At 40.4% G+C, this 14,121-nt stretch carries 8 protein-coding genes; 3 read left to right on the forward strand and 5 right to left on the reverse strand.

Translation table 11 applies throughout. From position 1 onward, the window contains the following. Positions 1-24: 24 nt before the first annotated feature. Genes B2X33_RS01800 through B2X33_RS01810 form a run of 3 tightly spaced genes read right to left on the reverse strand, consistent with a single transcriptional unit; the run spans position 25 to position 8,084 of the window. Positions 25-342: a hypothetical protein gene (locus tag B2X33_RS01800; RefSeq protein WP_296025080.1), complete on the reverse strand. Its 318-nt coding sequence runs from the start codon at positions 340-342 to the stop codon at positions 25-27. Between the two features lie 35 nt (positions 343-377). Continuing rightward, entirely contained in the window at positions 378-5,075 is a 4,698-nt protein-coding gene (locus B2X33_RS01805) for a SpoIIE family protein phosphatase (RefSeq protein WP_296667166.1), read from the reverse strand. Positions 5,076-5,099: 24 nt separating this feature from the next. Further along, the gene (locus B2X33_RS01810) at positions 5,100-8,084 is read right to left on the reverse strand and encodes a BAR domain-containing protein (protein ID WP_296667168.1); all 2,985 of its coding nucleotides are present in this window, start codon (positions 8,082-8,084) and stop codon (positions 5,100-5,102) included. Between the two features lie 211 nt (positions 8,085-8,295). On the opposite strand from B2X33_RS01810, the gene B2X33_RS01815 reads away from it, so the two are divergent. Continuing rightward, positions 8,296-9,693 carry a UPF0164 family protein gene (locus B2X33_RS01815; protein ID WP_296667169.1) on the forward strand — a complete coding sequence of 466 codons (1,398 nt, stop codon included), beginning with the start codon at positions 8,296-8,298 and terminating at the stop codon, positions 9,691-9,693. A 58-nt stretch (positions 9,694-9,751) separates the two neighbouring features. On the opposite strand, the gene B2X33_RS01820 is transcribed toward B2X33_RS01815, so the two are convergent. Beyond that, entirely contained in the window at positions 9,752-11,326 is a 1,575-nt protein-coding gene (locus B2X33_RS01820; RefSeq protein ID WP_296667172.1) for a 1,4-alpha-glucan branching protein domain-containing protein, read from the reverse strand. A 21-nt stretch (positions 11,327-11,347) separates the two neighbouring features. Then, positions 11,348-12,025 carry a DUF4912 domain-containing protein gene (locus B2X33_RS01825; RefSeq protein ID WP_296025099.1) on the reverse strand — a complete coding sequence of 226 codons (678 nt, stop codon included), beginning with the start codon at positions 12,023-12,025 and terminating at the stop codon, positions 11,348-11,350. Between the two features lie 310 nt (positions 12,026-12,335). Here B2X33_RS01825 and B2X33_RS01830 point away from each other — a divergent pair, with 310 nt between their 5' ends. Continuing rightward, a complete protein-coding gene (locus B2X33_RS01830; RefSeq protein ID WP_296667174.1) occupies positions 12,336-12,953 on the forward strand; it encodes a formate/nitrite transporter family protein in 618 nt (205 codons plus the stop codon). Positions 12,954-13,347: 394 nt separating this feature from the next. Continuing rightward, a partial coding sequence (locus tag B2X33_RS01835) for an InlB B-repeat-containing protein (protein WP_296667176.1) occupies positions 13,348-14,121 on the forward strand: 774 nt, incomplete at its 3' end.

The raw sequence follows: 14,121 nt of genomic DNA on the forward strand, positions 1-14,121 counted from the left end.
TTGCGGAACAAAAAGCCACCCGGATTATTTTTGGTTCTGTTTTTCTTTTAGAAGGTCTTCGCGTTGCTGTATTTCGGCTTTTAAAGTTTTTATTGTATTCAGGCGGCTGAGAAACGGCTCCTGTTCGGGAAGAATCGGGATATTTTTTTCAAATGAGTCCAATGCGTCCTGTCCGAGAGATGCTATTTCTTTGCTAAGCTTTGCCTGAAACTGTTTTTTTTCGATTTTGAGAACACTTTCGTCTCCGAATTTTGTTACAGCGGTTTCTGCCTTTGAAAACGCTTCCTTTGAAGCCTGAACGCCTTTCTTTAAATAATTCTGAAGATTTTCTTTTAATGCCATAAAGTCCTCCTTATTAAAACTCCGTTTTTGTTGCTTTACAATTTTTTTAGCGCAAGAAGCGTAAGGTCGTCTGCCTGCGGATCTTCGTTTAAATTCTGATAATAAATATAGTTCGGTTCCTGCAAATCGGCAACTGAAGAACAGTAATATGAATAGCGGCTGAATGTTTTTTTTAGGAATGCGTCGATTTTTCGGTCTACACGGACTACATCGCCCTGAACCAAGATTTCGCCGTTTTCGTTTTGTTCCACGCTGCCCTTTGACTGCGGAGTTTTGTACATTCTGAATACTTTTTCGACTGCGACAAGCGCCATGATTGCCTCGTCAATATTGCCTTCGAGTTTTTCAAAGTCAAATATGAGCTCTTCGTCCGGAATCGGGCTGTGATATTTTATAAGACGGTAAATTTTGCGGTTTAGGACTGATTCGAGAATCTCTTTTACCCTTTCGTATTCAATCTGCTCGGAAATCTGGCCGATTTTGTGATTTTTGTGAATTCCGTCGTTGTTCAAGTCAGGCTCACGGCATTCTGTAACCTTAAAATCTTCCGTCCTGAAAAAACGTGTAGATTCCTCGATGCCGTCAGTATAAAGAAAAAGAACGTCGTCTGGATTTAGATGAATTTTTTCAACAACAAAACCGCTTTTCATTTCGACCATAAATGACGGAAGCGCTCCTGCGGCAGGAGACTCGTGCAAGGTGACTGTTTTTATTGTTTTTTCCTTGCTGCTGAAAATATGGATTATATTGTCTCCAGCGTTGCACAAATGCACATCGCCGTTTTTTGAATCGAACAAGGCTATTAAAAGAGTTGCAAATTTGCCTTTTACTCCGAGAGATTCGATAAAATCGTTTATTTGAACTACGAGTTTTCCGAGCGCTGTTCCGTGGGTTTTAAATGTCCACTGCTCAAAATATTTCCGGAAAAGAGTTGCCACAACCGTCATAATAAGAGCCGCAGGAACTCCATGGCCGGAAACATCGCATTTTATGACAGCGTAAAACCTGTCGTCGAGCTTTTTGTAGTCAAAATAATCTCCGGAAACGGCATCTGCTCCTTCGTAATAACCAAAAAGCTGGAAAGTTTTTTCTTTTTCTTCGGCGGTTGTTTTTTTGCCGCCTTTTTCTGTCAAAGAAAGCGGAAGAAATGTCTGCTGGACAGCCTTTGCGTCAAGCGAAAGTTTTTCCTGTTCGAGAGATTTTTCTTCTTCTTCCGCCGCACGAACAAGACCGGAAGTCATTTTGTTTACGGCATCGCCTAAGGTTCCGATCTCGTCGTGGCTTTTTATGCTGATTGTAAAGTTTTTCAGTTTTTTCTTGTCTTTTGTTTCTGTAATTACCTTTACGTGCGCCATGAGTCTTTTTAGAGGCTCAACAATGAGAGACGCCAAAAACCAGGAGCCGATTATACCCAAAAGCATTGCCACAAAAGCGACAACGCAGGCAACAATTATGATTGTGTTTCTGGAATGGGAAAGAGAATTTACAAGTTCCTCCGCCGAAACCTGAAGAACCAAAACCGCATGCAAAAGATTTTGAGAATTATTGTTTTTATAAAAAACTGGATAGTAAAAAGTGTAGATTAGATTATTTTGCGCAAGCGAATTTTCGTTAAAAACAGGAACGGACTGTGTGTTTTCGCGAGAAATGCTTCTTAAAATTGCCGTGTATTCATCTTTTTTTTCGCGAGAATATTTTTCTGAAATATCTTTTAAAATATCATCGACTTTTTGATGCGCAGTTTCTTCAAGAGGAGCACATTGAAGGGCAATTTTTGATTCGACAGTTTCGCTCTTAAAACGGCTTTTTCCGATTAAAGGCTCCGCTGTGTCGAGCTTTTGACTTATTGCCGCGGTATTTTCGGTCGAAGCCCAGAAAAAGCCGAGGCTTGAGCTTCCAGTGTTTTTTCCGCGGCCGATTACAGTTGAATAGATTGCCGGACCAAAATTGTTTGTCTGACGAACCAAATCTATAAGTCCAACAGAACTTCCGCCTTCAACCGCGTCGTTCATTGCGTTTTGAACAGAATTTGACATTCCTTCGAGAAGAACCGTAACCTGCTCCCGCATGCTTTCTACGAGAGTTTTTCGCTGTGTCTGAATCATTCTCCGCCCAAGAGAAACAGAAACCATTATAACGATTGAAAGAACAAGCAGGACTGTAAAACTTACAAGCTTGAGTTTTAAGCTTGTCTGTCGCTTTTTCAATTTTTCAACCTTAATTTTTTTAGTCAACGGCATAACATCTCCTGTCAGAAGCGCGGCAACTTCTGAATGAATTAAAACTGATTCCCGCAAAGCGCTGGCAATTCCATAAATTGCAAAAACAACGGCAAGAACGCAGAATATTGCAAGAAGAATAAAAAGCAGATCCACAACCTGAACCGAATATTTTTTTTCCGAAGAATAAGATTTCCATTCTGCGGAAGGCACAAACGGCCGTTCAATTTTTACAGTTCCGGATTCATCTATTCTGAATTTGTTCGATTCCGCATTTTCTCCGCCGCTTGTTCCGCGCCTTGAATGATGCACAAAAATTTTATAGTTTCCTTCTTCCAGTTCTTCAAGATGAAGGTTCGTAATGAGGCTTGAAGAGCTGATTTTATAATCATTTTTTGAAAGATAAAAAGTTTTTTTGAATTGCGGATCTCCGCTCTTTTCGACAATAATCTGGTCAACTAAACCCTCGTAGTCAAAATCCTGGCCAAAAATATTTACCGACAGATTTCCAAATTCATCTTTTTTTGTCTGAAGTCCAAAAATCACCGTATGCGGAGAATATTTATTTACAACAAGAACAACCGACTCGCTTTCTCCGGCGTTTCCGGTCTCGTCAATTGCGCGCACAGAAAAAACATAAATTCCGTTACGGCAATTTTTAAAAGTGAGGGAATTTTTTCTCAGACAGACAGTCTTTGAAGGCTTTTGGCTTTTTTGAATAAGTTTTTGCGACTGCCCTTCAATTTTCTGTAAATATTCAAAAATTTCTTCTTTTTTCTGCTGATTCTGCCTTTGATTTCGTATGAGAGAATCCTTAAACTGCGGACTCAAATCCCTGACTTTTGAAAAGCTCCAGCTGTAGCCTGCAACGTCCGTGTCGTCCTGATTTTTTTGCCAGAAAACAGAAAAAGAGCCGTCGTTTACAAAACCAAAAACGTCCTTTTTTACAGGAAGAATCGAAACTTTTTGAGGAGGCGTAATGTCGCGGTAATAAGAAATTTGAGATGACTCAGACCAGTTGCCCGCCGCGTCAAGAACTTTCGCCTTAAAAAAATATTCTCCGTCTTCATCCGCAGCTGCAATTACCGTGTATGAGCGTCCGGAAGAAATATTTTTTTCTACGATAAGATCAGAACTGTCCGTCGAAGGCTCGGTTTCCGGCGATTTTGAAAAGCTCCAGGAAAAACCAGAAATTCCGCTCGTGTCCTGAGGCATTGTAATGCGGATTTTTACTTTTTCCTGCGAAGAACGGACATTCTTTTTAAAATTAACCTCTTTTAAAACAGGAGGAAGAACAAAATGATCCTGCTCAACTTCAAAAATCTGCGGATTTTTATTATTTTTTTGCCAAATGTAAGAAATTTCGCTTTTTAAGGAACTTGACGAAATTACAGGACAGACAAAACTCGAATTTTCGCTGTTTTTAATAAATTTTTGAGAGCCAAAACTGTTTTCTGAATTTTTGACAGCGGAATACGCGCCGTTGTTTTTGTCAAACCAGACAAGGCTCGTCTGACCGTCATGTTCGAAAAAAGCCGGGCGATGGGAATTCATTAAATCAGAATATTCACGGACCCGTCTGTTTTCAAAAAGTTTTCCGTCAGAAGCAATTCTGGCAAGAACAATATATGTGTTTTCTGAACGGACTTCGTTCCGCTCCCAGGCGCACCAAATCTGAGAATTTTTTGAATAAACGACAGGACTTTGGTTTGAAAACTCGATAAAAGAATTTGCTTTCCGGCTAAAAGTCGCATTATCGTCCGTCAAAAGCCCAGACTGAGAAAAAGTTTTTAAACCGTCTGCGGAAAAAGCCGAATAAAGCTGAAAAGTTTTTGGTTTGTCCGGAACAGAAAAATGCGACTGAAAAACAACCAAATCGCCTTCAGAAACAGGACAAAGATACGGCGCAAAGGAATTGTCCAGATTTTTTGCCGGCTCAAAAATCAAAAAATCCGACCAAAAAAGTCCGTCTTTGGAAACAGAATAAACTATTGAAAATTTACTTTCTTCTTCAAGGGAAGCAAAAAGCACAAAAGCGTCGTTTTTTGTTCTGAAAATTCTTGGCGCAACAAGATGCCTTGAAAACATCGAAACTTTTGTCTTAGAAAAATTTTCACCTCCGTCTTTGGAAGTGTAGATTCCAATTTCGTACTGAGATTCGCTTGCAGCGACACAGACTGTTCCGTCAGAAAGGCTTGCAGCCGAATAAATGTCCGGGACATCGCCAGAAAAAACAAAAGGACCGGCAACTTTTTTGGGAGACGACCATTTTCCTGAAAAATCTTTTTTTTCGATGAATTTTATGAAAATTTGAGAATTTAAAGCCTCTTCAAAAAAAAGAAAATTCGTTCCAGAGCCGGAAACAACAACTGGAAACTGAGTATTTTTTTCAGTAACCGCAACCGGCGCTTCAAAATAAAGACTCTGGGCAGGCAAAAACAGATTGAATGCAGCCAGCGTGATAAAAGAGAGAACAGTTTTTTTTATTTTTTGAAAATCTTTATTTTTCATCATCTTTTTATTTCTCCGGCGCTTTTTTCACATATTTTCAATTCGCCGTTTTAGTTTTATAACTTTAGCAACCTGAGGATTTTTTGTGAACAAATCGTTTATCAAAATTTCCGCCTGCTCTTTTAAGCCGTCATTGTAAAGTCTTTCCGCTCTTGAATAGCGTGCTTCGTCGGCATCATCAAGATAATTTTTTACAGTCGTCGCCTTTGAATTCAGAATGAAGGCTTCATCCTTCAATTTTTGGGCAAGAATATTGCGCCGGTTTAGCGAAAGAGCTTCGTTTAAAAGCGAAATTTTTTTACTCAGATTTTTTTCATTTTTAGCAAGAGATGTAAGTTCGTTTGAACGGGCAAGATTTTTCTTTGCCTGCTCGGATTGCGCAAGACGGTTTAACTGCGATTCAAAATCCTTTACGGCAAGCGCAACAGCCTTGTTTTCCGGGATTATTTTCTGAAGCGCCTTTATCTCGTTTAGAGAATTCCGCAAGTCAACGTCGCGGCCAGAAGAAGCTGCGGCTTTTGCCTGATTTATTTTTTGAGCTACGGTCGAATTAAACACAGACGGATCGAGAATTTTATTTATCAAAAGATTCAAGTTGCCTGCTTCCTGATTTTTCGGAAAAACCCTCTGAACCTTACGGACTTCGTCCCTCGCCTGCGCCAGCTTTTTTTTGCCTTCGTCAGTATTTCCTGAAGAATAGAGCTTTGAGCCCTCTTCGTAATGAAGTTTTGCGTTATTTAGATAAGTTCCCATGTCTTTGTAGAGCGGATCTGCGTACGAAATTTCTTTGCCGCCGCTTGATTCAAGAGCTTCCTTTACGAGAACTGCAAGCTCCGTGATTTCTGAATTTTCCTGGGCCTGAGTTTTTTCCCAAATTTCTGACGCGCTGTCAAGAGAACGTTTTGCGTATTCAAAATTTCCGGCATAATAATCATTGTAAGCGTCCGTAATTAAAGAACGTACAGTCGAAATTACCCAGCCGTTCTGCATAGCCGTAATTTTTTCGTCGGCAAGAGCAATTTTTGAAGAAAATTCTCTGCGCAGCGAATCGTTTTCTTCAAGCTGGAGAGATTTTTTATAAGCTGAATCTGCATCTGAAAGAGAATTTCGCGCCTGGTCGTACTGCTTTTTTTCAAGATAAGAAAGAGCGGATTCATAAAGGCGTCTTGCTTCATTTGCGGATTTTAACGCTTCGTTTGATTTTGACTTTGCGCTTGCCATGATTTTTTGGCAGTCAAGCAAAAGTCCGTTCATCGCCGCAATAACCGACTCAAGATTCAAAACACTGTCTGTATAAATTTGCTGAGTTCCACGGAATTTCTGTCCGCCATCAAGCTCTTTTCTAAAACCAGAGAGAACGGCAATTTCCTTTTTAATTTTTTCGTTCAGCTCCGCACATTTTTGAAAAGCCTTTGTCGGATAAAATTTTACGATTCTTGTCTCGGATTCAATCTCTTCAATTCCGTTCAAAAGAGAATCTGCTTCAGTTCTTTTTAGCGTAAAATCGGCCAGCTGCCTGTCGCCTTCGTCAGAATATGCTTTTGCGAGAGTTGACCAGACATTTCCCGCCTGATTTTCACATTCGTTTTTTGCAAGCTGAAGAATTTTATCGTAAAAAGCCAGAGGAACGCTCCAGTCAAGACTTTTATTTTCGGCCAGGAAAGTCTTTCCGTCCGACAGAGAATTTTGTTCTGCATCAATTTCTGCAATTTTATTTTCATAATAAGCCGCAGAATTTAGAATTTCTTTTCCAAGAACAGAAAAATTCTTGTTTAAGCTGATTTTTTGAGCAAGCTCAAGATTTTTGTCAGAAACGCTTTGTGCAAGATTAAGGGCATTTTTTAAGTTTTTTGCCGAAAAATTTTGAATAAAAAAAAGAGAATCCTTGTATTTTTCAAAACCAGAAAAATCGCCGCCGTCAATTTTTTTGTAAAAAGAATGAATTTCCTGTCCTTGAAATGCAAATTTTGCCGCGCCGTCTGCAAGCTCAAAAACCGGAAAAGTTTCAATTTTGGAATCAAAAATCCGCGGATTTAAGGCAAACTGAGAGTTTATGAGGGAAAATTCATTTAAAATCGCTTCGTAAACCGTATTTTTTAAATCTTCAACGCGGCTGTTCAAGAAAGCATCGACCGCAGCCAAAATTCCGGAAGAAGAAAGTTTTTCAAATCCAAAAACCGCCCGTGCGCTAAAAGTTATGTACGAAGTGTCTCCAAGTCCGGGATTGAGTCCGATTGCGCGCCTGTCGAGAGCTAAAAGTTCGGTTCCTGAAGAATAAATTTCGTTTCTTGCGCGGATAATTTTTTCAAAGGAGCGGCTCATTTTTTTTAACGCAGATTCTGATTCGTCCGTGCGTAGATTTTGAACCGCCGATTTGTATTTTTTATAGTCTTCCTGGCAGTTTTTTAGAAGGTCATTTAAGCTTGAATTGAGCTCAGAGAGCTTTTTAATCTGTTTTTCGACTTTTGCGTTCAGCTCGTCCGGATAAACGACCGCAATTTCTTTTTCGCCTTCAAAAACCGCATCAGAGTCTTTAGTTTTTAGAGAAAGCGCTTCCGAAGATTTTTGGGCTGCAAGAAAATAATTTTCTGACGAATCAAAGCCAGCATTTTCGACAAATTCCGCGCTTTGGGCCAAAATTGAATTTGAACGGTTGATGTAATACGAAAGGCGAATTGTGCGCCGGGCATCGTTTGTAAAATCGACAGCTTCTTTCGGAGGATTCTGCTCCATTTTTTCGAGGGAAACGATGATGTCCATTTTTTTGCTGTCGAGAGCATCAGCCTGCAAATCGCTCAAACCGGCTGATTCCTGCATTTTTTCCGCAAGAACAAAAGCCTGCGCGTTAAAATCCAGCCTTTTTTTCATAATTTGCGAAATTCTTTTTTGAGCGCGGTCAAACTGCTCAGGATTTCTTTTTATAAAAAGCGAAAGCGCTTCAAGAGCGGAAGAATATTCATTTTTTTTTATGAGCAGGTCAATTTCCGAAAGCGGAAGAACTTTTTTCTCCAAAACAGGCTTCTGCAAAGAAATATTTTCCTGAGAAAAAAAAGGAAAAGCAAAAAGAGAAAAAATAAAAATGCCGGCGAAAAATTTAAAGCGTGCCAATTTTTAATATTTTCGGTATTATTTCTTATGCAATAAAGGTAAAAAACCGAAATTTAAATTAGAATAAAGTGAACGGCAGTTTTTTGAATTTTGAAACAGATTTTGCGATAAATTGATGAAAAAATTTAATATTCAAAAACAGGATCTAGTTCATACTGACATAAAATTTATGCGAAAAAAACAGCATTTTGCAAAAAAACAAGCATTTATTTTTCTCGCCGTTCTGGTTTTTAACGCCGCAGCCGCGCCTTTTTGCGTTTTTGCGCTCGATCTAAAAGACGTCAATTCAAAATTGAGCGATGTCTTTGGTTCTTTTTCTGACAGCAACGAGGGAACCACAGTTTTTCGTTCGCTCAATATTCCAACCGGAGGACGCTCGGAAAGCCTAGGAACTGCAATAACAGGTCTTTGCGACGACATCACTTTTTTTGACTACAATCCGGCAGGCTCAGCAGTTTTAAGCAATTCAGAAATCGCATTTTTTCACAACTCTTGGATTGCAGACTCGGCAATGGAAACATTGGAAGGAAGCTTGAGATTCAACAATCTTGGAATGGGACTACAGTTAAAATGTTTTTATGTTCCGTTCACAGAATACAACCTTTTTGGAGACAAGCTTGCAGGAAGCTATTACTCAGAAACCTCGCTCGCGTTCAACATGGCGTATAATTTTTTGGCGGGATACAATTTTAAGGGAATTGCCGCAGGTTACACGGTGCGCGCCTCGTGGCGAAATATGCCAGATTATGCAGACAATCAGACAGACAAAATAAAAAGCGGTTCTGGACTTGAACAGTCTGCCCTCGGTTTTATGGCGGATTTTGGACTTCTCGTAAGGTTTAATTTTCTTAAAAATTTCAGCAGTCTTGAACCAAATTTTAATTTTGGACTTGCTCTCAACAATCTCGGTCTTGCCTTTACTGGCTTTTCTAAAAATTTTGAGCTTGACGATTCTCTTCCAACAAGAATAAGCGCCGGCTTTTCGTACAGACTGTTCAAAAATCTTCTTTTTACGGCAGAATTTCGCCAGCCTGTAAACCTTATGAACTTTTCATCTTCGCAAAAATTTTCGTTTGCCAGCGGAGCAGAAATCAACGTTACGGCTTTTTTCGATTTTGAAGCAGGATTTATGCTCAGCGGAGGAAATCCGCGTTTTAGCATTGGAAGCCAGTTCGACATAAAAGGCATAAAAATGAACGTAAATTATACCCTCGACCTTACAACTTCGTTCAATCCGGTAAACCACATAAGCCTCGCGGCGCGGCTTTTGCTCGGAGACAGAGGCCGTTCACAAATAAGAACAATGGTTTACGAAAAATACACGGAAGGAATCGAGCTATATTCAAAAGGCGACAGACAAAATATTCAAAAGGCGATTGAAAAATGGACAGAAGCAAAAAATATGTCATCCTCAATCGGAATAAAATTTGATCCGGCAATTGAAGCAATAACAGCAGCCCAAGATTTACTGAACGTCCACGACCAGATAAAAAATTTCGGTTTTCTAAAATAAATAAAAAAATCTGCAAATTCAATCAAAACTTTGAACTTGCAGACTGTTTTATAAAAAATTACTGTTTTCGGCAGAAGATGCGGTAATTCAGCCACGGAAAAAGGACGTGCTCTTTTTCGAGTTTTGTAAGCCATTCCGTGCTCACAGTATTTGAACCCAAAGCATCAAAAACTTTAGTAAAATCAATGACACTCTTTGTAAAAGATTCTCTTGCAAAATCAGAAAAAATTCCCGAATGAATCATCTTTGCAAGCTCTCCAGACTGGGCAAGCATGAGTTCCTTTGCGCCAAGAACCAAAAGCCTCACTTTTAAGCCAGTGTCGTCAGGGAACCGGCCGGAAAGGTCAACCATGCGTTCGCACATTTTTCTTGTATAGCGCAGCATCCAGCTGTTAGAACTGTCCAAAAGATCTTCTCCATAACCAGTTCCGCTCGCAGCAGAAGGATAAGGGTTTATTTTTTCGAGCTTAAACTGATCTTTTATCAAATCGCCAGTAGCGACAAACTTAGAAGAAGCATTTTTTCTCAAAACCTCTTCAAAAAAGTCCATTCCTTCAGCCCAGCATTGTCCCAAAGCCGCGGCGTCAATCGCGCAGACAAGAACAGGGTTTTCAAGATATTCAGAAGCTTTTTCGAGTTTTCGATTCTCTTCGTCCAAAAAAGCCGCAGCGTCAATTTTCGCCTGCTCCAAAGCCTTTTTAGAATCATATGGCGAATCAGAATCATCTTTTTTTGACCAATAGCGGAACAAAGTGTTTCTCCGAGGCGAATCCGGCTGCAAAAAGCCTTCAAGCTCGCTTTCTTCAAGCTCAAAACCAATGTCTTTTTCCTGATTTTTATAAACCGGATTTGAAGAAAAACCTTCGCGGCCGTTTATTTTCTGCGAAGCTTCGCCATCACGTCCAAAAACAACAAGCGAATTCCAGCAACGGGCAGGAACAAAAATTCCGGTTTTAGGAGCGTTTTCGCTAAAAAGAATTCCGTGAGTATCCAAAACCGTGTAATTTATTCCGTAAGAGCGGAGAGTTCTTTCAATTCCCTTTGCGTAACCCATATATGGAAGCCAAAAACCGTCAGGAGCGCGGCCAAAAAAGTGCCTGTGCGACATAATTCCAGTTTCAACCTGAGCGTTCAAAACTTCAGGCATATCGGCATAATGCGGCAAAAAAGCGTGAGTTCCGCACGAAGCAAGAATTTCAATTCTTCCGCGCTTTGCAAAGCCAGCAAACTGCTTTAAAAGGTTGCACTCGTATTTTTCAACAAAATCCTTTCTAGTCTGAACAATTTTTTCGAGCTGTTCTTCAGCGTTTTTTAAAAGCTCTGGACAAGAGGCAAGTCTTTTTTTTTCTTTTTGGCCAAGACCAATGCAACGGTCAAGCCATTCAACATACTGACTCTGCAACACCTCGTCATCCAACATCGAGCACAAGACCGGAGACAAAACAATTGAAAATTTTGAATCGATATTTTCGGCCTCAAGTTTATTAAGCAGGTTTACAAGCGGAACATAAGTCTGGCTCAACGCACCAAAAAAAATATCATTTTCCGCCCCAGGAAGCTCACCTTCCTTACAGACATGACGGACATAAGGCTGATGCGCAACGACAACGATTGAAAGATTTTTTTCTGACATTTTTAACTCCAGCTCCGTTAATTATAAAAACGACTGACGATGATTTTCAAAATGGGCATTTAAAAGACCTTTCATATTAGAAAGCTCAACCAATTCTCCAACATCAAGCTCCCGCCCAGGAAGCGAATTCAAAATCGGAGAACCTTTCGGAAGCTCAATTTTTCTGGAAACAGCGAGATTTTCGTCATCCTTGCCACCGCTGTACTGAGCAACCAAATCAAGGCGCACAAAATTTTTCCCCGGCGACAAAAGAACATACTGCTGCCTGTCCGAAATTCCGAGCTGGACATCAAAAGACTCAGCAGGCTTTTCGTCATCGGCATTCTCCCAAAAGGAAACACGAAGACAAAGCGATTTAAAAGAAAAATCAGAATTAAGACGGGCAATGTCCGCCGCCGAAATATCCCAGTAAACAAAAACCCATGCAGGATTTCGCAAAACTGCGCAAATTTCCGTTTCATTGTAAGTTTCAGGCAGCGCTTCTTTTTTTTCAAGAGCTTCGGCTTCACCTTCAACCTCAGAAATATCTTCGTTTTCAGACTCTGACTGCAATTCTTCGGCAGTTTCCAAAAGTTCCCTGATAACAAAGCTTCTATTCAGATTTTCCGGTATGTCAATACCAAATTCATCAGCAAGCGAGAGCAAATCCGCAGTTGACAAAGTAGCCAAGTGCGAAAGCGTAATATTTTTAGTTTCCATAATTTTAACTGCTTCCATAATCTTAAAAAAAATAGTTTAAGTCAATTAAAAGCGCAAAATTCCAGACTTAATTGAGCAAATCCGGCCTTTTTTGCGCAAAATTTTGAATTTGGGAGCGCATTTTTTGTAAAAAAAATATTTTTTCAACAAAAATTGGCAAGCAGCCTCAAAAACCGGCTTTTCGCAGTTCCGCTTCCGCTTCATTCGGCAAATGCCGAACGCTGCGCGCTGCTGCAATCCGGGCTGCATTCCCCTTCAATTCGTGCTTCCCCTTTTCCTAAAAGTTTTTTTTTACTAAAATTACAGCATTATGATAAACGAAATCAAAAAAGCAATTCTTTCAGGCATCCTTATTTCAATCGGCGGATGCGTTTACATGGCAAGCGTAACGGCAGGACTAAAATGGTTCGGCGCTCTTCTTTTTTGCGGCGGACTTTTTGCAATCTGCATCTACGGATTCAACCTTTACACAGGAAAAGTCGGTTATCTGGCTTACAATTTTAAAGACAAAAAAGCTTGGGAACTCGTAATTGTAACCTGTTTTTTTAACCAGCTCACAACATTCTTAATCGGAATCGCAGTCGGAAAATATTTTCCTTCAATTCAGGAAGCGGCGGCAAAAGCATATTCAGCAAAACTAGCCGCTCCTCTTGCAAAGCTGTTTATTTCCGGCATTTTCTGCGGAATTTTAATGTTTCTTTCGGTAGACACCTGGAAAAACGGCCATAAACTCGGACTTTTTATCTACGTGCCGGTGTTCATAATCGCAGGATTTGACCACTCAGTAGCAAATTCGTTCTACAACGGAGCCGCCTTTGGACCAGAAACCTTCACCCTCAAAAACGCAGCCGTAGTCGCCACAGTAACCATAGCAAACGGACTAGGCGGCTGGATATTTCCGCTTTTAACAAAACCCGCACGTCCGTGAGCTGACAAAAGCTTTGCTTTTGCCGGTTAGCTGTCTTTATGCGCCATCCGTGGCGCCATTTTTTCAAAAAGACAATTTCTGTTTTTACAAACATCTGGCAAAAAGCGCACATCCTTGAACGCGTTACAAAGTACAACCAGCTACTGCACATTGACAGCAAAAAATTCCTATCCTATAATTTTTGAAGTTTGCGTTGCAAACATTCTTATCTTTTTATCAAGAAAATGTTTTTAAAGTATTGTAGCGGTCATTGAGTTTATCGAAATGACCCGAACATTTTTCTATTTTACAGGAATATTTTAATGAAAAATTACCGTAAACATCTTACCCCCCCCCACCAGTCGCGCGTGTAGTTTTAGCGTGCGTTTTTGCACTCTCGCTTTTTGGTTGCAAGATAACTACCAGCGAGCCCGACAAATTTACCGTTGCATTTGACGCAAACGGCGGAAGCGGCACAATCGAAAGCATTACAAAAACAGAAAACGAGGAATTCGAGCTTCCGGCAAACACATTTACAAGAACCGGCTATACCTTTTCCGGCTGGAGCACAGACAAAATCACGAATGAATCCAGCAAATCCTACAAAGACAAAGAAAAAATCACGCTGACAGAAGATTTGACGCTGTACGCACAGTGGGCGGCAGGAACTGGAACAGCCTACAAAGTGGAGCACTGGCAGCAGAACGTTGCGGACGACAGCTACACTCTCGCAAAAACCGAGCCGATGACAGGAACAACCGGCGAAGAAACCGCGGCAAAGGCGGAAGAGACAGACGGATTCACCGCAAAGGAATTCGCTCAGGCAAAAATCGTGGCTGACGGCTCAACAGTCGTAAAAATCTACTACGACAGAAAAATCATCACATTGACATTTGACGCTGACAACGGAGAGGACAAGACAACGCTTTCTGGAAAATTCGGTGCAGAGATTGTTTCTCCATCTCCAGAAAAAACAGACTTCATCTTTTCCGGCTGGAGCACAGACAAAAAACCGAATGAATCTGGCAAATTATACAAAGACAAAGAAAAAATCACGCTGACAGAAGACTTGACGCTGTATGCGCAGTGGGAAGAAAATCCGTCTTATTTTATAAACTACAACTTGAATGAAGGGACAAATCCAGAAGACGCAAGAACATCGTATAAACAAGATGAAACTGTTGTCTTG

This window comes from Treponema sp. UBA785 (assembly GCF_002297065.1).
Lineage (GTDB): Bacteria > Spirochaetota > Spirochaetia > Treponematales > Treponemataceae > Treponema_D.

Excerpts from the sequence above, each read along its gene's own strand:
- B2X33_RS01800 (WP_296025080.1), bottom strand. The coding sequence starts at position 342 with ATGGCATTAAAAGAAAATCTTCAGAATTATTTAAAGAAAGGCGTTCAG.
- B2X33_RS01805 (WP_296667166.1), bottom strand. The coding sequence starts at position 5,075 with ATGATGAAAAATAAAGATTTTCAAAAAATAAAAAAAACTGTTCTCTCT.
- B2X33_RS01815 (WP_296667169.1), top strand. The coding sequence starts at position 8,296 with ATGAAAAAATTTAATATTCAAAAACAGGATCTAGTTCATACTGACATA.
- B2X33_RS01830 (WP_296667174.1), top strand. The coding sequence starts at position 12,336 with ATGATAAACGAAATCAAAAAAGCAATTCTTTCAGGCATCCTTATTTCA.
- B2X33_RS01820 (WP_296667172.1), bottom strand. The coding sequence starts at position 11,326 with ATGTCAGAAAAAAATCTTTCAATCGTTGTCGTTGCGCATCAGCCTTAT.
- B2X33_RS01825 (WP_296025099.1), bottom strand. The coding sequence starts at position 12,025 with ATGGAAACTAAAAATATTACGCTTTCGCACTTGGCTACTTTGTCAACT.